Genomic DNA, 25451 nt, shown 5'->3' on the forward strand with positions numbered 1-25451 from the left:
TGAAAGGCCCAGTCGTCCGGGATGTTCCCGGGCGGCTGAGCCTCTCGTCGTCGAAGCGATTGCCTTGGGCTGTCGAGCCGTCCGGCTTTTTCTTCGACGGGGGCGACGATACCGCAGCGGTCGTTAGGCGGACGTCAATCCAGGCGACCGTCCATCGGCGGCCCTGGCCACGGCCACCAGCCGCGGCCGGTCAATGCGTAGCGGTCGGCGGCGCGCTCGAAGCGGTTGCGCACGCCGATGCCGCCGCACAGGAAGTACAGCGGCAGGAAGAAAGGCCCCAGCGCCATGTACTGCAGCACGTGCGCGCGTTCGTGGTCGACCAGGCGCACGGCGGGCTGCCGGCACAGTCCCGCCCGGTGGGCGTAGGTCAGGCAGTCGCGGTCGAGGCTGTCGCCGGTGTGCAGGATGACGTTGCCCAGGGTGAGCGCGCCGCCGGGCCCCCAGGGCACGCCGTCGAAGACGAGGGCGAGCTCGGGCCCGCGCAGGCGCATGCGCGCGCCGAACGGCAGCGCGGCCAGTCCGACGGCCAGGCCCACCAGGGTGTTGGGCAGCGTCCACGCCAGGCCGAGGACGCCCCCGGCCACGCGCGCCGCGCCCCGCAGCGCGCTCAACCGTCCTCGGGCATCAGCAGCCACAGCACCAGGTACACCAGGATGCCGGGGAACGCGGCCGAGAGCACCGAGGCCACCACGTAGACCACGCGCAGCAGGGTCGAGCTCCAGCCGAATCGGCGCGCGATGCCGCCGACGACGCCGGCGAGCACGCGGTCGTCGAGCGGACGGGCGAGCCTGGGACGTTCGACGTTCATCGCTGCGCCAGCCAGCCGTGGATCGCGTCGGGCACTTCCTTCTGCGCGCGGCCAGAGACGTAGATGCCGATGTGGCCGCCGCGGAAGGACAGTTCGGAGTAGTCACCGGTGCCGACCAGCCCGCGCAGCGGCTTCGATGCCGAGGGCGGCACCAGGTGGTCCTGCTCGGCGTAGATGTTGAGCACCGGCATCTCGACCATGCCCAGGTGCACCTCGCGGCCGCCGATCTCGATGCCGCCTTCCACGAAGCCGTTGCGCTGGTAGTACATGGTGATGAACTGGCGGAAGGCCTCGCCGGCCTGGTCGGGCGAGTCGAAGATCCACTTCTCCATGCGCAGGAAGTCCTCCATCGCCGCCTTGTCGTCGAGGATGTCGGCCATGCCGACGTACTTCTGCACGAACAGCCGCCAGGGCTTCAGCGTCAGGTAGCACATGTTCATCAGGTCGGCCGGCACGTTGCCCAGCGTGTCGACGAACAGGTCCACGTCCATGCCGCGCGTCCAGTTCGACAGCATGTTGTCCGGCGTGTGGAAGTCCACCGGCGTGACCATGGTGATGAGGTTGCGCACCTTGTCCGGGTTGAGCGCGGCGTAGCTCAGCGAGAACGCGCCGCCCTGGCAGATCCCGAGCAGGTTGATCGCGTCGATACCGTACGCCTCGCGCAGGTGGTCGACGGCGCCGCCGATGAAGCGCTCGATGTAGTCCTCGAGGTCGAGGAAGCGGTCCGAGCGGTCGGGATAGCCCCAGTCGATGATGTAGACGTCCTGGCCGCGCGCGAGCAGCTGGCGCACCAGCGACTTGTTGTCCTGCAGGTCGACCATGTAAGGCCGGTTGACCAGCGCGTAGGCGATCAGCAGCGGCACCTCGACGCTGGGCGCGCGCTCGCCGATGAAGCGGTAGAGCACGACCTTGCCGTCGCGCCAGACCTCCTCGCGCCGCGTGGCGCCGAAGTCGACGTCGTCGACCTCGCGCAGCACCTGCAGGCCGGCCGCCAGCTTCTGCTGCAGGCGCATCGCTTCTTCGGCGAGTCCCGCGGGGGTGATGTTGAGCGGACCGTACATGTCAGCGCTTCCCCTTCTTCGCGGACTTGCCCGCGGACTTTCCAGTCGTCTTCCCCGCTGGCTTCTTCACGGCTGGCTTCGCTGCCTTCGCATCCTTCCCGGCCTTCTTCGCGATCGGTTCGGGGGCACGCGGCACGGCGCCGGAGATCGCACCCCCGAAGCCGCTGCGCGCGAACGACGTCCGCTTCGCAGGCGCTTTCGGCGCACGCGCGGCGGTACCGGCGCTCGGAGCCGTCGCAGCAGCGGCCCGGGGGCGCCGCGTCGCCTCCGCCGTCGTCGCGGTCCGCGCGGGCGTCCGCGATGCACGCTTCCCGGCGGCGGTATCGCCGCCACCTCGCTTCGACACGGCCTTGGCCCGGGCTCGCGGCGCCGTGCCGGCCACGGCCTCCGACGCCGGATCCCCGGCCTGCCGACGCGCGCCGTCCGGCCGCGGCGAACGGGCCAGCGCATCACGCAGCCGGCGCACTTCGCGCTCGAGCTGCGCCAGCTTGCGGTGGGCGCCATCGAGTTCGCTGCGCGTGGGCATGCCCAGCTGCGCGCTCGCGTCCTCGACCATGCGCTGCACGCCGGCGCGCACGCGCATCTGCGCGTTCACCAGGCGGCCGTAGACCTCCCGGAACTCGGGCGACAGCGCGATTTCCGCGTAGCCTTCCTCGGCGGCGTCGATCCAGAGATCGAACAGCGCGCGCGCCGACTGCAGCTGGCGGCCCGGCTCCTCGTGGTCGATCAGCCGGTTCTCGAAGATCAGGAACGCCTCCTGCTGCGCCTTGGCCATCAGCGCGGCATAGGCGCTGGACGCCTGCTGGTACTCGGCCATGTGCCCGGCCAGCTGCTGCATGCGCTCCTGGTGCTCGCGGCCGGCGCCGAACGCCGGCATGCGCAGCCAGGAGGCGCTTTCGTCGCGCATCGACTGCAGCCACGGTGATGCGTCCTCGACCCACTGCTCCAGGCCCTGCAGGCCGTGGCCGCGCAGGCTGCGCAGCATCTCCGGGAACGGGTTCTCGCCGGCGGCGCCGAGGGCTTCCTTCCAGGCGCGCGCGACGTCCACCGCGTTGTTCTCCTGGCCGGCGAAGCGCGCCGCCACCTCCTGCATGCGCGCATACCACTGCCGCGCCTGCCGGTTGAAATGGCCGACCGCATCGTCGGCCTCCGCGCGGCCGCCGTGCGCGAGCCGCGCCCACCAGTCCAGCGAGTCCTGCCAGGCCTCGACGCCCGGTGGCGGCATGTGCGGCCCGCCCATGCCCGGGATCGCCCCCATGCCGGGTGCGGCGCTGCGCAGCGCGTCGCCCCATGCGGCCCAGTAGCGCCGCGCCAGCGACTCGAAATCGTCCCGTGGATTGCCCTGCATCGCCCGCCTCCGTCCGCCTGGCCCGATCATAGCAACCGCGCATGGCGGCGCCAGCGCCGGCTCAGGGCTTGGGGATGCGCAGGGTCTTGCTGATCATCAGCGAGCCCGACAGCGCATACACCAGCACCAGCGGATGCAGCTGCCAGGGGCCGAGCTGCCACTGCCCGAACCAGATCGCGTCGCCGATCGCGCCCTGCCACGCGGCCACCGCCAGCAGCCCGACGATGGCGACGCTGGTCGGGATCGGCGTACCTTCGAAGTACTTCACCTTGTCGCCGCCGTCGGCCAGCGTTTCGGCGGTGACGTTGTAGCGCGCCAGGCGGCTGACGCCGCAGCCGACGAACCAGCTCAGCACCACCCAGTCCCAGCCGCCCTGCAGGCCGCAGGCATAGCCGAGGGCCGCGGGTGCGACGCCGAAGGAGATCACGTCGGCCAGCGAGTCGAGTTCGCGGCCCAGCGTCGAGGCCACCTTGCGCCAGCGCGCGATGCGCCCGTCGAAGGCGTCGAACACGAAGGCCAGCGGGATCAACGCCATGCCAAGCAGCAGGTCGCGGACGCCGCCCTCCTGCAGGTAGCGCATCGCCGCGAAGATCGCGCCGGTGCCGCAGAAGGCGTTGGCGAGGGTGAACCAGTCCGCGAGGTGGAAGTCGCGGAGCATCGAGAAGTGGCGCTGGCGGGTCATGGGCGTTCCGGTGGCCGCGAGGGCATCCAGCATGCCAAACCCGGCGTGGATGCGGCAGTACGACGCACTCCCGGCCGCCAGCAGGACCGGTCCGCGCCGCCGCGTTTCCTCAGCGCGGCACGGCGAGGTGCGAGGCCTCCAGCGGCGCCGCCCCGCGCGGCGTCGCGTCGATCACGGCATCGGCCGGCAGCGCCGCGCCGTCGAGGTGCGCGTCGACCCGGTCCAGGGCCTCGTACACATAGGGCAGCAGCGGCAGGTAGCGGGCGCCGTAGTCCGGGAATGCCAGGAAGCCGTCGAAGTGCTGCACGTTGCGCACCTGCCAGTAGCGCACGTCGCGGCCGGCGGCGCGCGCGTGGCCGACATAGGGCGCGCTGCTGAAGGCGACCGGGATCAGGCCGTCGTCGAGTCCGTGCACCACCACCACCGGCAGTCCGGCGCGCGGCGGCGCGGCGCGGGTGGCGGCCACGCCGGCGCGCACGCGGTCGGCGTCGGCACCCGCGTCCGTCCACAGGCCGCGCAGGCACTGCAGGCCCTTCAGCGTCAGGTCCGGCGGCGCGATGCCGGCATCGACCAGGCCCACGCCCGAGCCCGGCGGGATGCCGCTGGCGTCCGCCCACCAGGCGGCGCGTTCGGCCGCCGTGGCCGGGCGCGCCAGGAAGTCGCTGCCCTGGGCCGCGAACGAGAAGCCGCACGGCCCCTCGCCCACGCCGTGGCGGCCGTAGGCGCTGGCATAGGTCGCCGCCACCGCGCGCCAGAGGTCGAAGCCCGCGGAGAGCGCGCCGGCGCGCAGCGCTTCGGCGCTCCAGCCTGCGGCCTCGAGCAGGTCGCGGGCCTGGCGCGCCTGCGCGGCGGTGTCCGCGCCCGACAGCACCCCATCCGCGGCCAGCGAGGCGCAGCGCGCGGCGTACAGCGGACGCACCTGGTCGAGCAGCGGCGGCTGCGGCAGGCCGTCGACAGCCAGCAGCACGCAGGGCATCAGCAGCGCGGCCTCGGTGGTGTAGTCGTAGAGCGTGCGTGCACCGGGCGCGTCGACGTACACGTTGGGCTCGCCGGCGACGACGGCGTCGAGCCAGTCGCCCTCGAGCTCCGCCGCGCGCAGCACCGCGCCGCCGCCGTTGGAGATGCCGACGGCGATGACGCGGGTGTTGTCGAAGGTGAAGGGCGCCTCCGCGGGCCGGGCCTCGTCCAGCGCGTGCAGCGCGAACTCGGCGGCCTGCTTCACGTGCCGGCCCCAGTCGGCCTCCGGATTGTCCTTCGAATGCGCATGCTTGAAGGCGACGCCCGTCGCGCCCGCCGGCGCCTCCGGGACGAAGGCGAGGTCGGCCGCATCGCGCCCGGCCACGCGCCCATCGGCACCGAAACCCAGCCCCGCGTCGAGGTCGAAGTAGTCGCTGCCCGCACCCTTGTCGGTATAGGCGACCGCGCAGCCGCGCGGCAGGCCCCAAGCCCCGGCGACGGCGATCGAGCCGTAGATGCCGCGCGAACCCGAGGACGCGGTCACCACCACGCAGCGCTTCGCGGCGTCGAACGCATCCGGCACCTGTACCAGCACCCGGTGCGGATGCGTCGCGCCCGGCACCGTGGCATAGGCCGAGAATTCGCGACCCGGCACCGGGGCCACGCTGCCGTACAGGGTGCCGTAGCCGCCGGCGGGACCGAGGTCGGCGATGCCGCGCCAGTTGCTCCACAGCGCGCGGCGGCGGAGTTCGGCCACGGTGGGAGCCCCGGCATCGGCGAAGGCCGGCGGCGCCATCGCGCGCAGGCCGTCGAGGCCCAGGCCCGCGGTGAGCAGGTCGTCGCCGTCGCGGTGGGTGCTGCTGCGCAGGTGGTCGAACACGGCGGTCTCCGTGGGCGCGGCGCGATGCGCGGTGCTCGCGCAGCCGGCCAGCGTGGACAGGGCCAGCGCGGCGGCCGCGGCGATGAGTCGGAGGCGCGGCGCGCGCGGCGAATGGAGCGGAGTCTGGCGCACGGAAGCCACCTCAGGGAACCGGGGATGGCAGCACCCTAGCAGTCGCTCCCGGTGCCGGCATCGTACTTTCGTACGCAAGGACGCGGCACATCGATTTGCTACCGTGGCCCTTCCCCACAGCCTGGCCCATGCCATGACCGACACCTTCCTTTCCGGCCGCACCGCGCTGGTCACCGGCAGCACCTCCGGCATCGGCCTGGCCATCGCCTGCTCGCTGGCGGAAGCCGGCGCGCACGTTGCCGTGAACGGCCTCGGCGACCCGGCGCAGATCGAGGCCGCGCTGGACGCCGTGCGCAAGGCCGGCGCCGGCGACGCCCGCTACTTCAACGCCGACCTGCGCGACCCCGACGCGATCGCCGCGATGATGGCCGACATCGACGCCTGGTCCCCGGTCGACGTGCTGGTCAACAACGCCGGCATCCAGTACACCGCATCGCTCGCGGAAATGCCCGTCGGCAAGTGGAACGACATCATCGCCATCAACCTCAGCGCCGCCTTCCACACCATGCGCACTGCGATGCCGGGCATGGCCGAACGCGGCTACGGGCGCGTGGTCAACATCGCCTCGGTGCACGGCCTGGTGGCCTCGAAGGAGAAGGCGCCCTACGTCGCGGCCAAGCACGGCATCGTCGGCCTGTCGAAGGTGGCGGCTCTGGAATATGCCGCTGCCGGCAGCCGGGACAGCGGCGGCGTGACCGTCAACTGCATCTGCCCGGGCTGGGTGGAAACGCCGCTGATCGAGCCGCAGATCGAGGCCCGCCGCAACGGCGGCAGCCGCGACGACGGCGTGCGCGCGCTGGTGGCCGAGAAGCAGCCGAGCATGCGCATGACGCTGCCGGCCGAGATCGGCGCGCTGGCGGTCTGGCTGTGCCGGCGCGAAGCGCACAACGTCACCGGCGCGTCCTTCCCGGTCGACGGCGGCTGGACCACGCAGTAACTCCGCGCACGCAGGCCATGGCCACCCTCCTCATCGCCGACGACCATCCGCTGTTCCGCGCCGCGCTGCGCGGCGCAGCTGTCGAGGCCGGCGCGGGCACCGGCGCCATCGAGGCCGGCACCCTGGACGATACCCTCGCCGCGCTGGAGTCGCGCGCCGACATCGACCTGGTGCTGCTGGACCTGCACATGCCCGGCAACCACGGCCTCGCCGGACTGGCGGCGATCCGCGCCCAGTTCCCCGCGGTCGCGGTGGTGCTGGTGTCGGCGAACGAGGATCCGCAGGTGGTACGCCGCGCGCTCGACCACGGCGCGGCCGGCTATATCCCCAAGAGCGCCGGCCTGGACGAGATGCGCGACGCCATCCGCACCGTCCTGGCCTGCGAGGAATGGCTGCCGCCGGCGCTGCGCGGCGCCGTCGCGCGCGCCGAATCCGCGCCCGGCGACGCCGACCTCGCCGCGCGCCTGGCCAGCCTCACGCCGCAGCAGTTCCGGGTGCTGGCGCTGGTCGCCGACGGCCTGCTCAACAAGCAGATCGCCGACCGCCTGGACGTACAGGAGCGCACGGTGAAGGCGCACCTGTCGGCGATCTTCGAGAAGCTCGGCGTGCGCAACCGCACCCAGGCCGGCGTGATCCTGCGCGGGCTCGAACTCACCGATCCCGCGCGCCAGGTCGAACGCGCCGACTGAAGACGCGCGCGCTCAGCGCGAGAACGCCCAGGACTGCATGCGCCCGTCCCGGTACGGCATCACGCCGTGGAAGGGCCGCGGGTCGCCGTCGAACACCAGTGGCACGAAGTGGCGGTCGCCTTCCCAGAGCGGCAGGTCGAGGATCCGGTCCACGTCGACCCATTCCAGCGTGCCTTCCGGGTTCGACGCCGGCGGCGTGCCGGTGAACGCGGTGACCAGGAAGACCATGGCGAACCAGTCCTCGCCGTGCTTGCCGAAGCCCGGCCAGCTGATGGTCCCGCGCAGTTCGATGCGCGTGCAGTCGATCGCCGCTTCCTCGAGGAGTTCGCGGCGCATGCCGGCCAGCGCGTCCTCGCCCGCCTCGAGCTTGCCGCCGAGGCCGTTGTACTTGCCCAGGTGCTGGTCGCCGGGACGCGCGTTGCGATGGACCATCAGCACGCGGCGGCCGTCGGGCGAGAGAACGTAGCCGAGGGTGGCCAGGATCGGGGTGTAGGGCATCGTGGGCGTTGCAGGCGGGGCAACCGTCGATTGTAGGCGGGTGCCCGGTGTTCAGGCCGACGGAGCGCGCGTGATCCGCATCCGGCCCAGCATCGACTTCAGCGCCAGCGGCCGCACCGGCTTCTGCAGCAGCCCCAGTCCGTGCTCGGCGACTTCGCGGCGCACGGCATCGGTGGCATCGGCGCTGAGCACCAGCGAAGGCACCGCGCCGTGCCGCGCCGACAGCCGCCGCCACGCCTCGATGCCGGTGTCGCCATCGTCGAGGTGGTAGTCGAGCAGCCACAGGTCGGCGGCGCGCGCGCCATGCGCGGCGATCGCGGCGTCCGCGTCGGCGACGGCGTCCACGCTGCAGCCCCAGGTGCGCAGCAGCCCGTCCAGCGAGGCCAGCGCCATCGGATCGTTGTCGAGCACCAGGACATGGGCGCCGGCCAGGCCGGTCCTCGAGGCGGGCGGCGCGGCCTGCGCCGGCGCCCGCACGTCCGGCAGCGCGATGGCGAACACGGTGCCGGTGCCCGGCCGGCTGCGGAGCTCGACGCGCGAGTCCAGCAGGCGCGCGATGCGCTCGGCGATGGCCAGCCCGAGCCCCAGCCCCTGCCCGCCCACGCCATCGCCGCGCCGGAATTCCTCGAAGATCAGCGCCTGCTGCGCCGGCTCGATCCCGGGGCCGGTGTCATGCACTTCGATCCGGAGCGCACCGCCGGCGCGGCGCACGCCAAGCGCTACGCGCCCCTGCTCCGTGTAGCGCACGGCGTTGGCGAGGAAGTTCTGCAGCACCCGGCGCAGCAGCTGCGGATCGCTGTGGGTCCACGCCGAACTGGCCACGTGGTCGAAGCCCAGGCCGCGGTCGCCGGCCAGCGCGCGGAACTCCGAGGCCAGCGGCTCCAGCACCTCGGCCAGCGGGAAGTCGCGCGGCTGCGGCACCAGGCCACCGGCCTCCAGGCGCGCCATGTCGAACAGCCCGGTCAGGAGGTCGGTGGTCGAATCGAGCGCGCCGCGGATCTGGCCCAGCGACGCGCGCTGCGCGCCGGCGACCTGCCCGGCCAGGGCATCGGTGAACAGCTGCGCCGCATGCAGCGGCTGCAGCAGGTCGTGGCCGACGGCGGTGAGGAAGCGGCTCTTGGCCTCGTTCGCGCGCTCGGCCTCGCGCCGCGCCTGGTCGAGGCTGGCGGTGCGCTCCTCGACGCGCTGCTCGAGCGTCTCGTTGCTGCGCTTGAGCTCGGCCTCGGTGCGGCGGAACTGGGTGACGTCGGTGAAGGTGGCGACGAAGCCGCCGCCGGGCATCGGGTTGCCGCGGATCTCGACGATGCCGCCGTCGGGGAACACGCGTTCGCTGACGTAGGGCGTGCCGGCGCGCATGTGCCGCAGGCGCTTGTCGGCCTCGGCGTCGACGCGGCCCTCGACGCCCGCGACCAGGCCGCGTCCGAGGTTGTGCGCCACCAGTTCGGACACCGGCACGCCGATGCGCAGCAGCCCCTGCGGATAGCCGAACAGCTCGGCGTAGCGGCGGTTCCAGGCCACCAGGCGCAGCTCGCGGTCGACCACGCTGATGCCCTGGCTCATGTTCTCCAGCGCCGCCTCCAGCACCCGCTGGTTGAAGCGCAGGTCCTGCGAGGCCTCGCCGACGATCTCGGCCACCGTGTCCAGGTCCGGCCCGCCGGCCTCGCGACGCGCGGCATCGAGCAGCAGGCGCGCCGAAGCGCTCCCCAGCACCGCGGCCAGTTCGCGCTCGAAGCGCGCCTCGACCACGGAGGGCACCGGCCCGCTCGCGGGCGCGCCCCGCAGCAGCGCGTCCACGGTCCGCACCGGCAGGAAGCGGCGCCCCGCCTGGCGCAGCGTGCGCAGGTCCGAGCCGCGGGCCACGTCGCGGTCCGGCGCGGACAGCCAGGCCGACAGCGCCAGCGTGGTCGCCGCGCCCGCGAACAGGCTGGCGCCCACCGCGCGCCCCAGCCGGCTCCAGCCGGTCAGGCCGAACAGGCCATCCGGCGCCAGCCAGGCGACGCCCCAGGGGCCCGCGGACAGCCAGCCGCCATCGCCGCCGCCCAGTTCGACCCACATCGGCGACAGCGTCACCCAAGCCCAGGCCAGGAAGGCCGCGACCACGCCCCAGGTCGCCGCGGCCGCCGGGGTGCGCGTGCGCCAGACCGCGCAGAACAGCGCCGGTGCCAGCGTCGCCAGCGCCGAGAACGACACCGCGCCGACGTCGGCCAGCGCCTCGCTGCCGCCGATCATGCGGCTGTAGGCCCAGGCCATCAGCATCACCGCCAGGATGCCGGCGCGGCGCAGCGCCAGCAGCGCGCCGCGGTGGTCGTCGTCGCCGCCGCCGCGTCCGGCCGCCCAGGCCCCGCGCAGCAGGCCGGGCGTGAACCAGTGGTTGCCGATCATCAGGCTCAGCGCCAGCGTGCTGACCACCACCATGCCGGTGGCCGCGCTCAGGCCGCCGAGGAAGGCGAACAGCGCCAGGCCCTCGTGGCCGAGCGCCGCCGGCAGCGCCAGCGCGTACATGTCCGAAGGCACGCCGTCGCCCAGGAGGGCCGTGCCGGCGCGCGCCAACGGCAGCGTGGGCAGCGCGATCAGCACCAGGTACAGCGGGAACTGCCAGCGTGCGGTGCGCACGTCGCGCTCGTCGCGACACTCGACCACGCCGACGTGGAACTGGTGCGGCAGGATGAACATCGCCAGCGCGCCCAGCAGCACCAGCGGGATGAAGCCGCCCACCGGCTCCGGCGGCCGCGGCGGCGCCGCGAGCTCGAGCCCGCCGAGGCCGAACCAGACCAGCGCCCCGAGCGCCAGCATCGCCAGCAGCTTGAACAGCGACTCGAAGGCCATCGCCAGCACCAGTCCGCGGTTGTGCTCGGCGGCACTGGCGCGACGGGTGCCGAAGGCGATCGCGAACACCGCCATCGCCAGCGCCACGTACAGCGCGCCATCGCGCCAGGGCGCCACCGCCCCGGCCACGCCCGCGCCGGAGGTCAGGGTGGCGAAGCTCATCGTCACCGCCTTCAGCTGCAGCGCGACGTAGGGAACCATGCCCAGCAGCGCCACCAGGGTGACCACCGCGGCCAGCCACGGATCCTTGCCCAGGCGGGTGGCGATGAGGTCGGCGATCGACGTGGCGTTGCTTTCCCGCGCCAGCCGCACCAGGCGGGTCATGAACGCGAAGGCCACGATGTAGAACACGATCGCGCCGAGGAAGGTCGGCGGCAGCGGCCAGCCGTAGCGCGCGGCCTGGGTGACCGTGCCGTAGAACGTCCAGGACGTGCAGTGCACCGCCAGCGACAGCGCGTAGACGTGGCGCCAGTGCCGCGCCAGCGCGCCGGGGCGGCGCTCGGCGTAGACCGCCACGCCGAACAGCAGTGCAAGCCACAGCGCCGCGGCCGCGACCACCACGCCGACGTTCAGCATCGCACCGTATCCCCCGTCATCCGCCTTCCGCGCTGCGGATCGAGCATAGCGCAGCGGCGGGCCGAAGCCCGCCGCCGCGTGGTCCAGCCGTTCCGGGGAACGGTCAGAAGTTGTAGCGCACCGACAGGTACCAGTTGCGCGGCAGCCCGTAGTAGGCAGTCTGGATGTTGCCGACGCTGGCGAATTCCTGGCCCTCGGTCTTGTAGACCTCGTCGGTCAGGTTGCGCACGCCGCCGCGCACCTGCCAGGTGTACTGCGGCGAGTCCCACACACCGAACAGGCCGAACAGGGTGTAGGCGCCCTGGCTGAGCACGTCGCGATTGTCCACCGACAGCCAGGTCTTGCTGCGGTAGGAGGCGTCCACGCCGACGCCGAGGTTGCCGGCATCGCCCAGCGAGAAGCCCTGCTGGAACGCGACGCGCGCGGTGAGGTCCGGCGAGAACGGCACGTGGTCGTGGTTGAGGTTCGGATCGTAGCCCGCGTACGAGGGATCGAGGCGGAAGTCTTCGAAACGGTCGTATTCGGCGTCCAGCCAGCCCACCTGGGCGCTCAGCACGCTGGCCTCGCCGAAGCGCGCGCTGCCCTCGAACTCGATGCCGGCGATGTCCAGCTCGGCGGCGTTGAGCACCGGGAACGTACCGACGTCCTGCGAGACGCGGGCCTGGAAGTCCTTGTAGTCGCTCTTGAACGCCGCGACGCTGCCGCGCAGGCGGCCGTCGTCGGAAGCGGTCTTCAGGCCGAGCTCGTAGGTCCACACGTATTCGGGATCGAACTTCGCGTGCTGGGTGTCGTAGACGGTATTGGCGCGCCCGTTGAAGCCACCCGACTTGAAGCCGCGGTTGGCGGAGACATAGCCCATCACGTTGTCGCTGAAGGCCTTTTGCAGGCTCACCGACGGGGTCACCGCGGTCCAGTCGGCCTTGGCACGGAACGCTACGGTCTCGTTCAGACCCTGGAACGGGGCGCCCCAGAAGGTGCTGGTGCTGCGGTCGTACTCCTTCTCGTCACGGGTCCAGCGGACGCCGGCGGCGAGGGTCCAGGTCGGAGCGAATTCCCAGTTCGCGTGGGCGAAGGCCGCCACGCTGGTGGTGGTCAGGTCGTCCTCGATGGTGCGCAGGAAGTCGATCGGCGTGCCGAAGAGGGCGAACAGGTCGTCTGCATACGCCTCCTGGTAGGACGGCACGTCCTCCTTCATGTAGTAGGCGCCGAAGGTCGCCTGGAGGTTGCCGCCGTTGTCGTACTGCAGCTGCACTTCCTGGCTGAACTGCTTCTGGTCCAGCGCGACCAGCACGTCGCCGAGCTCGTACTCGCTGGCGTCGATGTCGATGAAGGCGTTGGTTTCCAGCTGGCGGTGCGAGGTGATGCTCTTCAGCAGCCACTGCGGACCAAAGTCCCACTCCATCGAAAGCATGGCACCCGAGTGCTCCATGGTCTGGCCATGGCCCGGCGGCAGGAAGGAGGTCTGCGAGCGGTGGTCCCACTCGCCCGTCTCGCCCGGCTGCAGCACCACCACGCCCAGGCCCAGATCGGTCTGCAGCAGCGGCGCCATGGGGCGGCCGAGCGTGGGGGCGACGTCCTGCTCGGTGTGGTCGAAGGACAGCGTGGCGCGGAAGGTGTCGCTGGGCTGGAAGGCGATCTTCGCGCGGATGGCCTGGGTGTCGTCGTTGTTGTAGTGGCGGCCGGTGACGCTGTCGCGCACGTAGCCATCGTTGCGGATCGAAGCGGCGGCGACGCTCGCGGCGACGGTCTCGCTCAGCTGGCCGCTGTAGTAGGCGCGCACTTCCTGGCGGCCGTAGTCGCCGATGGTGAGCTCGGCCGCGCCACCGCTGTGGTCGAACGGATTGCGGGTGGTGACCTTGATCGCGCCACCGGTGGAATTCTTGCCGTAAAGCGTGCCTTGGGGGCCGCGCAGCACCTCGATCTGCTGGACGTCGAACAGCGAGAACATCGAGCCGTTGATGCGCGAGTAGTAGACGTCGTCGACGTACATGCCCACGCCCGGGTCGAAGCTCTGCAGCGCGTCGGGCTGGCCGATGCCGCGGATGAACACGTTGGCGCTGTTCGCGGAGCCGCGGCCCTGCACGATGTTGAGGTTGGGCACCGCGCCCTGCAGGCCGGTGACGTCGCTGGCCTGCAGGTCCTTGAGCTGCTCCTCGCCGAAGGCACTGACGGCAACCGGCACGTCCATGATCGATTCCACCCGACGACGGGCGGTCACGGTGATGCCATCGAGTTCGGTGGCGCTCTGCGCGGCAGGCGCCTCGGCCGACCCGGCCTCCTGCGCATGCAGGCCAGGCGCGGCCAAGGCCATGACGATCGCCAGGCTGAGAGTGGTGGCGCGGATGTTGGCAGGCTTCATGTGGTCCCCGGGAGTGCTCGTTGCGCGCGGCCGATTGCCGCGTGATGGCAAGCCTAGGGAGCGCGCCGGCGGGTGGGCATCGTACCTTCGGACAATGGGACGCCCGCGCCCGGGGGGGGAACACTGTCTGCCGCATTCCGTCCCGCAGGACATCCCATGTCGTTCCTGATCGTGCTCGCCGCGCTGGTCTTCCTGATGTACGTCGCCTACCGCGGCCACAGCGTGATCCTGTTCGCGCCGATCGCGGCCCTGGGGGCGGTGCTGCTGACCGACCCGTCGCTGGTCGCGCCGATGTTCACCGGTCTGTTCATGGACAAGATGGTCGGGTTCCTGAAGCTGTACTTCCCGGTGTTCCTGCTGGGCGCGGTGTTCGGCAAGCTGATCGAGATCTCCGGCTTCTCGAAATCAATCGTCGCCGCGACCATCCGCGTGGTCGGCGCGCAGCGGGCGATGCTGTCGATCGTGATCGTCTGCGCGCTGCTGACCTACGGCGGCGTGTCGCTGTTCGTGGTGGTGTTCGCGGTGTATCCGTTCGCCGCCGAGCTGTTCCGCCAGGGCGACATCCCCAAGCGCCTGATCCCCGGCACCATCGCGCTGGGCGCCTTCACCTTCACCATGGACGCGCTCCCGGGCACGCCGCAGATCCAGAACATCATCCCGACCGCGTTCTTCGGCACCGACACCTGGGCGGCGCCGGTGCTGGGCACGCTGGGTGGCGTCTTCATCCTGGTCCTTGGCCTGTCCTACCTCGACTGGCGCCGCCGCGTCGCGCAGCGCGCCGGCGAAGGCTACGGCGATCCGGCGTCCCTGCTCAACGAGCCCGCGCCCTTCGTGGGCGAACGCCTCGCGCATCCGCTCGTCGCGCTGCTGCCGCTGGTGATGGTGGGCGTGTCCAACCTGGTCCTGACCCGGCTGATCCCCGGGTGGTACGGCGACAGCCACAGCTTCATTCCCGCCGTGGTCGGCAATCCCGCGCCGGTGGTGCAGGAGGTCGCGAAGATCGCCGCGATCTGGGCGGTCATGGGTGCGCTGCTGATCGGCATCGCGACGGTGCTGGCGTTCGCATGGAAGACCGTGTTCGCGCACTTCGCCGAAGGCACGAAGAGCGCGATCGGCGGCGCGCTGCTGGCGTCGATGAACACCGCCTCGGAGTACGGCTTCGGCGCGGTGATCGCGGCCCTGCCCGGCTTCCTGCTCGTGGCCAACGCGCTGGGCTCGATCCCGGACCCCCTGGTCAACGAAGCGGTGACGGTGACCGCGCTGGCCGGCATCACCGGCTCCGCCTCCGGCGGCATGTCGATCGCGCTGGCGGCGATGGCCGACACCTTCATCGCCAACGCCAACGCCGCCGGGATCCCGATGGAGGTGCTGCACCGCGTGGCCTCGATGGCCTCGGGCGGCATGGACACCCTGCCCCACAACGGCGCGGTCATCACCCTGCTGGCGGTGACCGGCCTGACCCACCGCCAGGCCTACAAGGACATCTTCGCGATCACGGTCATCAAGACATTGGCGGTGTTCGTGGTGATCGGGGCCTTCTACGCGTTCGGGGTGGTCTGAGCGGCCCCGGGAGGTCCCGGTCGTCCCGCCGCCCGTCCGATCCCTGCCGGCGGTCACAGCCACGGCGCTTCCCGTGCGCGATAGTCGCGACGGGACGACCATTGCGTCGGGGGAGACCATGCCAGTGACCGTCGCGGCCAGGCGCCGCATGTCGATCGATGCCGTACTGCGGGAACGCTACGGCCACGACCCGGGGCGCACCGCGATGCGCCCCGCGCCGCCACTCCCTCCGCCCGGCACCGGGCCCGGCGACATCGACAACCGCCTGCGCCCGCCCGTCCGGCACCTGCCGCCCGCGCCGGCCTGGGTGCGTGCCTGGAGCCGGCTGGGCTACGGCATCTTCCCGGGGGCCCGCGAGGCGTTCAACGCGCTGGGCGGCAACGACGTCGCACGCTACGAGGCCCTGGTCGACCAGCAGCTGGACTGGGAGGCGATCGACGACTCCGCCGTCGAGGATCGCCTGACCTCCGCCGGCTACACCACGCTGGGGAAGTCGCTGGCCCAGCTATGGGCCGACCATGTCGCCGCCGACCCGGCCTGGGAGGTCCGCATGCGCCCGGCCTGGGAATCGCAGCGGGCCTGGATGGTGCGCGCGGCGTTCTCGCGACGCCAGCTGCACGAGCGGATGACGACGTTCTGGCACGACCATTTCCACGTCACCGGCAGCGACTACGACGTCGGTCCCGTGTTCGTGCACCACAGCCGCGACGTGGTCCGCCCGCATGCGCTCGGCAACTTCCGCGCGATGCTGGAAGCGGTCGCGACCAGCACCGCGATGCTGTACTACCTCGACAACCGCTCGAACACGATCTCCGGCCCGAACGAGAACTTCGCGCGCGAGCTGCTGGAGCTGCACACCTTCGGCGCGGAACACTACCTGGGCTTCATGAACCCGTCCGAGGTGCCGCCCTGCCCCGAGGATCCGTCCTATCCGGTCGGCTACACCGACGTCGACGTCTACGAGACCGCGGCCGCGTTCACCGGCTGGACCTTGCGCAACGGCCACTGGCAGTACCCGGCCGAGGACGACGGCAGCTTCGTCTACCGCGCCGCCTGGCACGACGCCGGCCCGAAGTTCGTGCTCGGCATGTACCTGCCGCCCGCGCAGCCGGCGATGAAGGATGGCCGCGACGTGCTCGACCGCATCGCCAGCCACCCGAGGGTGGCCCGCTTCATCTGCCGCAAGCTGGTGCGGCATTTCGCCGGTGATGTCGCGCCGGCCCCGCTGGTCGACAGCGCGGCGCGGCTGTTCCGTACCCACTGGCAGGATGCCGACCAGCTCCGCATCGTGCTGCGCCACATCCTGCGCTCGCCCGACGTCCGCGCAGCCCCGCAGGGCAAGCACAGGCGCCCGTCCGAGGTCATCGCGGCCGCCCTGCGCGCAAACGACGCGGCGTTCACGCTGCGCCCCGCCCATGGCCGCAGCGACGACTTCATGTGGCGGCTGGGCGCCACCGGGCACCTGCCCTTCGACTGGCCCGCGCCCAACGGCTATCCCGACCACGCCGACGCCTGGTCGGGCGCCAACAGCTTCGGCATGTCCTGGCGGATGCTGTCCTGGCTGACGGAAGCCAGCGATGGTGACGTGCGCCTGCTCCCGATCGTCGAGGACAGCCGCGCCAGCGTCTCCAGCTGGACCGCCGCCAACCTCGTCGACCACTGGTGCCAGCGCCTGCTGGGCCGGCCACCGGCACCGGCGCGGCTGCAGATGCTCCGGGCGTTCATGGGCCAGGGCGCGCCCGCGTCCTACGTCATCGCCGACAGCAATGCCTGGAGCGGCAACGACCTGCGGGCGCACTACAACCACGACCGCCTGCGCAGCATGGTGTCGCTGCTGCTGATGTCGCCCGAATTCGCCACCCGCTGAGGATCCGCCATGGCCGACCACACGCCCTCGCGCCGCGCCTTCCTCAAGGGCTGCTGCGCCACTGCCACGATCGCCGGGGTCGCGCCGTCGATGTTCTACGCCCGGCACGCCATCGCGGGCACCCCGCACGACACCCTGGTGCACGTGTTCCTGCGCGGCGGCATCGACGGGCTCAACCTGGTCGTGCCGGTGTCCGGGAACGACCGCAGCCACTACGAGGAGGCACGCCCTTCGCTCGCGATCGCCGCCAGCGGCGCGTTCGGCGCCCTGCCGCTGACCCTGCAGGACGGCGGCGGCACCGGCTTCGGACTGCATCCTTCGGCCGGCGGCCTGCACGCGCTGTGGCAGGAATCGCGGCTGGCGATCGTGCATGCCTGCGGCATGTCCACCACCCTCACCCGCAGCCACTTCGATGCCCAGCTGTACTGCGACCTCGGCACGCCGGGACGGGCGGGCGGCGGCAGCGGCTGGCTGGCGCGTGCGTGGGCCAGCGACCCTTCCGGTGCGGCCGCGGGATTGCCGCTGCTGGGCGTCAGCAACGGCCAGCCGGCCAGCCTGCTCGGCCACACCGACGCGCTGTCGATGGCCAGCCCCAGCGAGTTCGCGCTCAACGCCGGTCCCTGGCAGTGGCGCGAGTCCGGCGGCGGGCGTCCGGCGAACCTGCTCGGCGTGAACGACGTGCTCGGCAGCTTCGTTTCCGGGCGCGCGGCGGTCGAGCAACAGGCGCGCGCCGGCCATGCCGCGCTGCGCCGCATCGGCGAGCTGCCCTTCACCTCCACCCTGCCCGCCGGCTGGCCGACCAGCACCTTCGCCCGCCAGCTCTGGACCGTGGCGCAGGCGATCCGCTTCGGCACCGGCCTGCGTTACGCGACCCTGGACCTCGGCGGCTGGGACACCCACGATGGCCAGGGCACGGCAGGCAGCGGCTACCACTACTACCAGAACAGGATCGCCGAACTGTCCGAGGCGCTGACCGCCTTCTACATCGAGATGGCCGCCGGCGGCGAATCGTCGCGGGTCACGGTGGTGGTGCAGTCCGAGTTCGGCCGTCGCGTGCGCCAGAACGGCAGCGGCGGCACCGACCACGGCTACGGCAACCCCTTGCTGGTCCTGGGCGACACGGTCAACGGCCGGCGCTTCTACGGCACCTGGCCGGGCCTCGATCCCGAGGTGCTGGCGCCCTGGTTCGGCGACCTTCCGGTCACCACCGACTACCGCCAGGTGTTCTCCGAGCTGCTGATCCGGCGCATGGGCAACAACCGCCTCGGCCAGGTATTTCCGGAGTACGCGGGGTATGCGCCGCTGGGCATCGTCCAGGGGCAGGACATGCCGCCGGTCTACGGGATCCCGCCCGGTCCACGCACGCGACTGCGGGTGCCCGCGACCTGAGCCGCCGCCGGCGGCCGATGGCTGCCACCTGGAACAAAAAAAGAGCGGGCCGAAGCCCGCTCTTCTTCATTCCGTCGCGGCGCGCACCAGGCGCGCTGCGACATGGGCGACCGGCTCAGGCGGCCGGCGTGCCCTCGCCTTCCTCGACGGCCTTCATCGACAGGCGGATGCGGCCCTGCTTGTCGACTTCCAGCACCTTGACCTTGACCACGTCGCCTTCCTTCAGCACGTCGCCGACCTTCTCGACGCGCTCGTTGGAGATCTGCGAAACGTGCACCAGGCCGTCCTTGCCGGGGGAGATCGTCACGAAGGCGCCGAAGTCCATCAGCTTGACGACCTTGCCCTCGTAGATGCGGCCCGGCTCGACGTCGGAGGTGATCTGCTCGATGCGGTCCTTGGCGGCCTTGCCGGCGGCGGCGTCGACCGAGGCGATGGTGATCGTGCCGTCGTCCTGGATGTCGATCTGGGTGCCGGTTTCCTTGGTGATCGCCTGGATGACCGAACCGCCCTTGCCGATCACTTCGCGGATCTTGTCGGGGTGGATCTTGATGGTGATCAGGCGCGGCGCGAAGTCGGACAGCTCCGAACGCGCCTGGGTCAGCGAGTTGGCCATCTCGCCCAGGATGTGCAGGCGGCCACGCTTGGCCTGCTCCAGCGCCACCTTCATGATGTCTTCGGTGATGCCCTGGATCTTGATGTCCATCTGCAGGGCGGTGATGCCCGCTTCGGTACCGGCCACCTTGAAGTCCATGTCGCCGAGGTGGTCCTCGTCACCCAGGATGTCGGACAGCACGACGTAATCGTCGCCTTCCTTCACCAGGCCCATGGCGATGCCCGCGACCGGCGCCTTGATCGGCACGCCCGCGTCCATCAGCGCCAGCGACGAGCCGCAGACCGAGGCCATCGAGGAGGAGCCGTTCGACTCGGTGATCTCGGACACGACGCGGATGGTGTACGGGAACTCCTCCATCGTCGGCATCACGGCGAGCACGCCGCGCTTGGCCAGGCGGCCGTGGCCGATCTCGCGGCGCTTCGGGCCCATCATGCGGCCCGCTTCACCGACCGAATAGGGCGGGAAGTTGTAGTGGAACAGGAAGTGCTCCTTGTACTCGCCGGAGACCGCATCGATGATCTGGCCGTCGCGGGCGGTGCCCAGGGTGACGGCGACGATCGCCTGCGTCTCGCCGCGGGTGAACAGCGAGGAGCCGTGGACGCGCGGCAGCACGCCGACCTTGGACGCGATCGGGCGCACGGTGTCGAGCGCGCGGCCGTCGATGCGGACCCTGGTCTTGAGGACCGACTCGCGCATGGTCTGGTATTCCTGCTCGCCGAACTCCTTGGAGAGCGCGCCCGTGGTCCAGGCGTTGGCTTCGGCCTGCGGCGCCAGGGCGTCGAGGATGGCCTTCTTCACCTTGGAAATGGTGTCGCGGCGCTCGAGCTTGTCGCGCACCTGGAAGGCGCTGGCGAGCTGCTCGCCGATGGCGTGGCGCAGCGCGGACACGAGGCCTTCGTCGGCGGCCGGCGCGGTCCACTCCCAGCGCGGCTTGCCGGCCTCGGCCACCAGTTCGTTGATCGTCGAGATGGCGACCTGCATGGCCTTGTGGCCGAACATCACGGCGCCCAGCATCACCTCTTCCGACAGCACGTTGGCCTCGGACTCGACCATCAGCACGGCGTTCGCGGTACCGGCGACGACGAGCTCGAGGTCGGACTCCTTCAGCTCCGACACGGTCGGGTTGAGCAGGTACTGGCCGTCCTTGTAGCCGACCTTCGCGGCGCCGATCGGGCCGTCGAAGGGCGCGCCGGAGAGCGACAGCGCGGCCGAGGCGCCGATCAGGGCGAGGATGTCGCCGTCGACCTCGGGGTTCATCGACATCACCGTGGCGATGATCTGGACTTCGTTGCGGAAGCCGTCGGGGAACAGCGGGCGGATCGGGCGGTCGATCAGGCGCGAGGTCAGCGTCTCCTTCTCGGTCGCGCGGCCTTCGCGCTTGAAGAAGCCACCGGGGATGCGGCCGCCCGCGTAGAACTTCTCCTGGTAGTCGACGGTCAGCGGGAAGAAGTCCTGCCCTTCACGGGCGGTCTTCGCCGCGACTGCGGTGACCAGCAGCACGGTGCCGTCGCAGGAGACCATGACCGCGCCTCCCGCCTGGCGTGCGATCTCGCCGGTCTCGAGGGTGACGGTGCGATCGCCGTACTGGAAGCTCTTGGTAACTTTTGCCACGTTGTGAATTCCTTGGTGCGTCTTGCGATGAACCGGCGCGGGCCCTTGCCCTGGCCGGGTGGCGCGCCTGCGACGCGCCGGAAAAAGAACCGCGGCGCATCTCTGCGCCGCGGCGGGGTCTGGATCAGCGACGCAGGCCGAGCTTCTCGATCAGCGCCTTGTAGCGGCCGACGTCCTTACGGTGCAGGTAGTCGAGCAGGCTGCGGCGCTGGTTGACCATCTTCAGCAGGCCGCGGCGGCTGTGGTGGTCCTGCTTGTGGACCTTGAAGTGCTCGGTCAGGTGCACGATGCGGGCGGTGAGCAGCGCCACCTGGACTTCCGTGGAGCCGGTGTCGTTTTCGCCGCGCTTGTTGTCTTCGATGATCTTGCCGGTGTCGATGGTCATGCCTGTTGCCTTCTGGTAGATGCGTGGACCGCAGGAACGCCTTCATGCCGACAGGCATGGACGCACCACGAGAACCGCCGCCTTCTTGGATGCCGGGCGCGCCGGGAGCGGGCGCCTGGTTGCTTGGAAATAAGCCTTCGAATTGTAACGCGTCGCCGGCGCCGCGGACAAGGCGAGGGCTCAGCGCGGCGGCGGCACCCGGGCGTCGCCGGGCTGGGCGCAGGCCCAGCTGAACAGGCGCCGGGGCCGCAGTCCACCGGCACCGTCGCGGGTCCCGAGGCCGAGCGCACGGCCGTCCGGGCCGAAGATCGCGACCTCGCCCTGCATCCCGGCCACGTCGCCGGTGCCCTGCCCGTGGGACAGCCGCGCCGCGGCGGCGGCGTCCACTTCCACGCGCGGCCATGCGTCCATGCCCGACTCCAGCGGCAGCAGGCAGGCTTCCAGGCTCGACTCGCCGCGTGCGGCCAGCGCCTCGAGCTCGTCGAAGCTCCACATCCGGGGATTCCTGAACGGGTCGATCCAGAGCCTGCGCAGCTCCGCCACGTGCGCGCCGCAGCCCAGCGCTTCGCCCAGGTCGCGGACCAGGCTGCGCACGTAGGTGCCGGATCCGCACTCCACGCGCAGGCGGAGGATGTTGCCGGGCGCCACGCCCTCGGCGGCATCGACCAGGTCGGCCGCCGACAGCAGGCTGAACTCGTGGACGTCGACCTCGCGCGGCTCGACCTCGACCTCTTCGCCCCGGCGCGCCTTGGCGTACAGGGGCTCGCCGCCGCGCTTGAGCGCCGAATAGATCGGCGGACGCTGCAGGAGGCGGCCGGTCAGGTCCGCCAGGGCGGCATCGATCGTGGCGATGTCCAGCGGCGGCACCGGCCGCTCGCGCAGCAGCTGGCCTTCGGCATCGTCGGTATCGGTCACCTGCCCCAGCCGGGCCACCGCGTCGTAGGCCTTGCGCGCCCCGAGCAGGCCGCCGGCGATCTTGGTCGCCTCGCCGAAGCACAGCGGCAGCAGGCCGGTGGCCAGCGGGTCGAGGCTGCCGGTGTGGCCACCCTTCTCCGCGCGGAACAGGTGGCGCGCGCGCTGCAGCGCCTGGTTGGAACTCGGCCCGCGCGGCTTGTCGAGCAGCAGGATGCCGTCGAGCTTGCGGAACTTCGTGCGTGGACGACCCATCGTCACCCGATTCCCTGTAGGAGCAGCCACGGCTGCGACAGACGCTGCAGGTCGCAGCCATGGCTGCTCCTGCAGAGGCAGGCGTCAATCTTCGGCAGAAGTATCCGGAAGGTCGCGCAGCAGGTTCTCGATGCGCTCGCCGCGGTCGACGGAATCGTCGTAGTGGAAGTGCAGCTCGGGCACGTGGCGCAGGTTCACCGCGCGCGCAAGCCGGTAGCGCACTTCCGGCGCCACGGCCTTGAGGCCCTTGATCGCTTCTGCGGCGCGCTCGGGCTGCAGCGCGGTGACGAAGACCTTGGCATGCGCCATGTCCCGCGTCACCTCGACGTCGGACACGCTCACCGACGGCAGGCCGTGCTCGGACACGGCATCGCGCACCAGGGTGCCCAGCTCCCTCCGGAGCTGGGCGGACACGCGGTCGGTGCGATGGAAGGACTTCTGCGCCATCAGAGCGTGCGCTGCACTTCGACGCGCTCGAAGCACTCGATCTTGTCGCCGGGCTTGATGTCGTTGTAGGCCTTCACGCCGATGCCGCACTCGGTGTTGGTACGCACCTCGTCGACGTTCTCCTTGAAGCGGCGCAGCGATTCCAGCTCGCCCTCGAAGATCACCGTGTCGTCGCGCAGCACGCGGATCGGCTTGTTCCGCCGCACCACGCCTTCGATCACCATGCAGCCGGCGACCGCGCCGAACTTCGAGCTGCGGAACACGTCGCGGACCTCGGCGGTGCCGATGATCTCCTCGCGGATCTCCACGCCCAGGATGCCCGAGGCCACCTGCTTCACCTGGTCGATCACGTCATAGATGATCGAGAAGTAGCGCAGGTCGAGGCCGTGGGTGTCGACCACCTTGCGCGCCGACGCGTCGGCACGGACGTTGAAGCCGATGATGGTGGCCTTGGCCGTCGCCGCGGAATTGGCGTCGGACTCGGTGATGCCGCCCACGCCCGAGCGGATGATGTTCACCCGGATCTCGTCGTTGGACAGTGCGGTCAGCGCCTGGCGCAGTGCTTCCACCGAACCCTGCACGTCGGCCTTGATCACCAGCGGCAGCTCGAGCTGCTGGCCGCCGCCCATCTGCGCCATGATGTCTTCCATGCGGTTGCCCGCGGCCTGCACCAGACGCAGTTCGCGACGCTTGGCCTCGCGCTGCTGGGCCACTTCCCTGGCCAGGCGCTCGTCGTCGACGACCACGAAGTCGTCGCCGGCATCGGGAACGCCCGAGAGGCCGAGCACCTGCACCGGGATCGACGGGCCCGCCGAAGGCACCTGGCTGCCGGTCTCGTCGAACAGCGCGCGCACGCGGCCGTACTCCACGCCGCAGACCAGGAAGTCGCCCTTGTTGAGCTGGCCCTGCTGGACCAGCACCGTGGCCACCGGGCCGCGGCCCTTGTCGAGCGAGGACTCGATGACCGTGCCGCTGGCGCGGCCCTCGGCCACGGCCTTGAGCTCGAGCACTTCGGCCTGCAGGCTGATCGCGTCGAGCAGGTCGTCGATGCCGTCGCCGGTCTTCGCCGACAGTTCGACCATCTGCGTGTCGCCGCCGAAGTCCTCGGCCACGATGTCGTGCGCGAGCAGCTCGTTCTTGATCCGCGAGGGATCGGCCTCGGACTTGTCGATCTTGTTGATCGCAACGATCAGCGGGACCTTGGCCGAGCGCGCGTGCTGGATCGCCTCGACCGTCTGCGGCATGACGCCGTCGTCGGCCGCGACCACCAGCACCACGATGTCGGTGAGCTTGGCGCCGCGGGCGCGCATCGAGGTGAACGCGGCGTGGCCCGGGGTGTCGAGGAAGCTGATGACGCCCTTCGGGGTGTCGACGTGATAGGCGCCGATGTGCTGGGTGATGCCGCCGGCCTCGCCGGTGGCGATCCTGGTGCGGCGGATGTAGTCCAGCAGCGAGGTCTTGCCGTGATCGACGTGGCCCATGATGGTGACCACCGGCGGACGCGGGCTGGTCTCGCCCTGCACGTCCTCGACGTGGGCCAGCAGCTCGCTCTCGGCGTCGTCGGCATCGGCGCGCACGGCGGTGTGGCCGAGCTCCTCGGTCACCAGTACGGCGGTGTCGTGATCGATGGTCTGGGTGATGGTCGCCATGACGCCCATCTTGAACAGCGCCTTGACCACGTCGCCGCCCTTGAGCGCGAGCTTCTGCGCCAGGTCGGCCACGGTGATCGCCTCGCCGATCGCGACTTCACGCACCACCGGCGCGGTCGGCCGGGTGAAGCCGGTGCCGGTGCGGGCCTGGTCGGGCTGGCGGCCGCGCTGCTGCTGGCGGCCCCTGGAACGCGAGGCACCAGCGCCGCGACGGGCGCGGTCGGCCGGGCTCAGGTGCAGCTGGCCGGCGAAGCGCGCGGCGCTGTCGTCGTCCTCGACGCCGGCGACCATCGCGTGCGAGCCGCGGTTCGGCTTGCCCTTGCCGCCGCCGCGATCGTCCCGCGCGGGGGCCGCGGGCTTGCCCGGGTGGCCGTGGCCGTGCGCCTTGCGCGGCGCCTCGTCCGGCACCACGGCCGACGCAGCGGCTTCCTGGCGCAGGCGTTCGGCTTCCTGCTCGGCGGCGAGGCGCTTGGCTTCCTCGGCCTCTTCCGCACGGCGGCGGTCGGCTTCGGCCAGGCGCTGCTGCTCGTCGAGGTTGCGCTGGCGCGACTCCTCCAGCTTGCGCAGGATCTCGGCGCGCTCGTCGTCGACGCCACCGCCGGCTGCGGACGCTGCGCCCGGGGCGGCATCGGTCGGCTTGAGCGTGACCTTCTTGCGCACGACGACGTCGACGGTCGGCTTGTTGCGGCCGCCGCCCACGGTGAGCGTGCTCTTGCGCTGCAGGGTGATTTTCTGGGGCGCGACCGGATCCTCGGCGCCCTTCTCGGCGCGACCGTGGGTGCGGCGCAGGAAGCCCAGGAGCTTCACCTTTTCGGTACTGGTCACGACCTGGTCGGGATCGCTGAACTTCATGCCCGCTTCGGACAGCTGTTCAAGCAGTTTCTCGACCGGCGTGTTCACCAGTGCGGCCAGCTTGCGGATGGTGGTTTGCTGCGACATTCGGATTCCGGTTCCTTGGGCGTCGGCACTTGCCGCGCTATGGATCGATCAGTTCATGGTGGTGTGCCGTT

19 protein-coding genes are annotated in these 25451 nt (G+C 71.2%); 5 read left to right on the forward strand and 14 right to left on the reverse strand.

From position 1 onward, the window contains the following. Positions 1-134 precede the first annotated feature (134 nt). The 6 genes from H9645_RS01695 to H9645_RS01720 form a co-directional block, all read right to left on the reverse strand. A complete protein-coding gene (locus H9645_RS01695; RefSeq protein WP_425490183.1) occupies positions 135-611 on the reverse strand; it encodes a hypothetical protein in 477 nt (158 codons plus the stop codon). Then, positions 608-808 (reverse strand): PspC domain-containing protein, encoded by a 201-nt coding sequence (locus H9645_RS01700; RefSeq protein WP_189494940.1) that lies wholly within the window; start codon positions 806-808, stop codon positions 608-610. Before H9645_RS01700 ends, H9645_RS01695 begins: the two co-directional genes overlap by 4 nt. Next, positions 805-1869: a class III poly(R)-hydroxyalkanoic acid synthase subunit PhaC gene (gene phaC, locus H9645_RS01705; protein ID WP_191727998.1), complete on the reverse strand. Its 1065-nt coding sequence runs from the start codon at positions 1867-1869 to the stop codon at positions 805-807. The genes H9645_RS01700 and phaC overlap by 4 nt, the downstream gene beginning before the upstream one ends. Before the next feature lies 1 nt (position 1870). Further along, positions 1871-3217, reverse strand: coding sequence for a class III poly(R)-hydroxyalkanoic acid synthase subunit PhaE (gene phaE, locus H9645_RS01710; RefSeq protein WP_191727999.1), 1347 nt, complete (start codon positions 3215-3217; stop codon positions 1871-1873). Between the two features lie 61 nt (positions 3218-3278). Further along, positions 3279-3899: a CDP-alcohol phosphatidyltransferase family protein gene (locus H9645_RS01715; RefSeq protein ID WP_189494935.1), complete on the reverse strand. Its 621-nt coding sequence runs from the start codon at positions 3897-3899 to the stop codon at positions 3279-3281. 109 nt (positions 3900-4008) lie between these two features. Further along, entirely contained in the window at positions 4009-5868 is a 1860-nt protein-coding gene (locus tag H9645_RS01720) for a 3-hydroxybutyrate oligomer hydrolase family protein (RefSeq protein WP_318240475.1), read from the reverse strand. Positions 5869-5971: 103 nt separating this feature from the next. Between H9645_RS01720 and H9645_RS01725 the strand changes: the two genes are divergently transcribed. Together H9645_RS01725 and H9645_RS01730 are read left to right on the forward strand one after the other, a co-directional pair. After that, complete coding sequence (locus H9645_RS01725) at positions 5972-6805, forward strand: 3-hydroxybutyrate dehydrogenase (protein ID WP_318240476.1); 834 nt, start codon at positions 5972-5974, stop codon at positions 6803-6805. A 17-nt stretch (positions 6806-6822) separates the two neighbouring features. Next, entirely contained in the window at positions 6823-7494 is a 672-nt protein-coding gene (locus tag H9645_RS01730) for a response regulator (RefSeq protein WP_191728002.1), read from the forward strand. A gap of 12 nt (positions 7495-7506) precedes the next feature. Here the strand turns inward: H9645_RS01730 and H9645_RS01735 are convergent, their stop codons facing one another. From H9645_RS01735 to H9645_RS01745, 3 genes are all read right to left on the reverse strand, one after another. Beyond that, positions 7507-7992: an NUDIX hydrolase gene (locus tag H9645_RS01735; RefSeq protein WP_191728003.1), complete on the reverse strand. Its 486-nt coding sequence runs from the start codon at positions 7990-7992 to the stop codon at positions 7507-7509. A 51-nt stretch (positions 7993-8043) separates the two neighbouring features. Then, positions 8044-11394, reverse strand: coding sequence for a hybrid sensor histidine kinase/response regulator (locus tag H9645_RS01740; protein ID WP_191728004.1), 3351 nt, complete (start codon positions 11392-11394; stop codon positions 8044-8046). 103 nt (positions 11395-11497) lie between these two features. Beyond that, positions 11498-13753 carry a TonB-dependent receptor gene (locus H9645_RS01745; protein ID WP_191728005.1) on the reverse strand — a complete coding sequence of 752 codons (2256 nt, stop codon included), beginning with the start codon at positions 13751-13753 and terminating at the stop codon, positions 11498-11500. A 156-nt stretch (positions 13754-13909) separates the two neighbouring features. On the opposite strand from H9645_RS01745, the gene H9645_RS01750 reads away from it, so the two are divergent. From H9645_RS01750 to H9645_RS01760, 3 genes are all read left to right on the forward strand, one after another. Then, a complete protein-coding gene (locus H9645_RS01750) occupies positions 13910-15313 on the forward strand; it encodes a GntP family permease (RefSeq protein ID WP_191728006.1) in 1404 nt (467 codons plus the stop codon). 118 nt (positions 15314-15431) lie between these two features. Then, positions 15432-17180: a DUF1800 domain-containing protein gene (locus H9645_RS01755; protein WP_191728007.1), complete on the forward strand. Its 1749-nt coding sequence runs from the start codon at positions 15432-15434 to the stop codon at positions 17178-17180. Positions 17181-17189: 9 nt separating this feature from the next. Further along, positions 17190-18569, forward strand: coding sequence for a DUF1501 domain-containing protein (locus H9645_RS01760; RefSeq protein ID WP_191728008.1), 1380 nt, complete (start codon positions 17190-17192; stop codon positions 18567-18569). A 115-nt stretch (positions 18570-18684) separates the two neighbouring features. On the opposite strand, the gene pnp is transcribed toward H9645_RS01760, so the two are convergent. The 5 genes from pnp to infB all read right to left on the reverse strand — a co-directional run bounded on the left by pnp (position 18685) and on the right by infB (position 25380). Then, on the reverse strand, positions 18685-20793 hold the full coding sequence (pnp, locus tag H9645_RS01765) for a polyribonucleotide nucleotidyltransferase (RefSeq protein ID WP_191728009.1): 2109 nt from the start codon (positions 20791-20793) through the stop codon (positions 18685-18687). A 124-nt stretch (positions 20794-20917) separates the two neighbouring features. Next, a complete protein-coding gene (gene rpsO / locus H9645_RS01770; RefSeq protein WP_191728010.1) occupies positions 20918-21178 on the reverse strand; it encodes a 30S ribosomal protein S15 in 261 nt (86 codons plus the stop codon). Positions 21179-21358: 180 nt separating this feature from the next. Continuing rightward, positions 21359-22345 carry a tRNA pseudouridine(55) synthase TruB gene (truB, locus tag H9645_RS01775; RefSeq protein WP_191728011.1) on the reverse strand — a complete coding sequence of 329 codons (987 nt, stop codon included), beginning with the start codon at positions 22343-22345 and terminating at the stop codon, positions 21359-21361. 84 nt (positions 22346-22429) lie between these two features. Next, positions 22430-22792 carry a 30S ribosome-binding factor RbfA gene (gene rbfA, locus H9645_RS01780; RefSeq protein ID WP_191728012.1) on the reverse strand — a complete coding sequence of 121 codons (363 nt, stop codon included), beginning with the start codon at positions 22790-22792 and terminating at the stop codon, positions 22430-22432. Further along, positions 22792-25380 carry a translation initiation factor IF-2 gene (gene infB, locus H9645_RS01785; protein ID WP_191728013.1) on the reverse strand — a complete coding sequence of 863 codons (2589 nt, stop codon included), beginning with the start codon at positions 25378-25380 and terminating at the stop codon, positions 22792-22794. Before infB ends, rbfA begins: the two co-directional genes overlap by 1 nt. Positions 25381-25451: the final 71 nt, after the last annotated feature.

The sequence above is a fragment of the Luteimonas colneyensis genome (genome assembly GCF_014836665.1).
Classification (GTDB): Bacteria; Pseudomonadota; Gammaproteobacteria; order Xanthomonadales; family Xanthomonadaceae; genus Luteimonas; species Luteimonas colneyensis.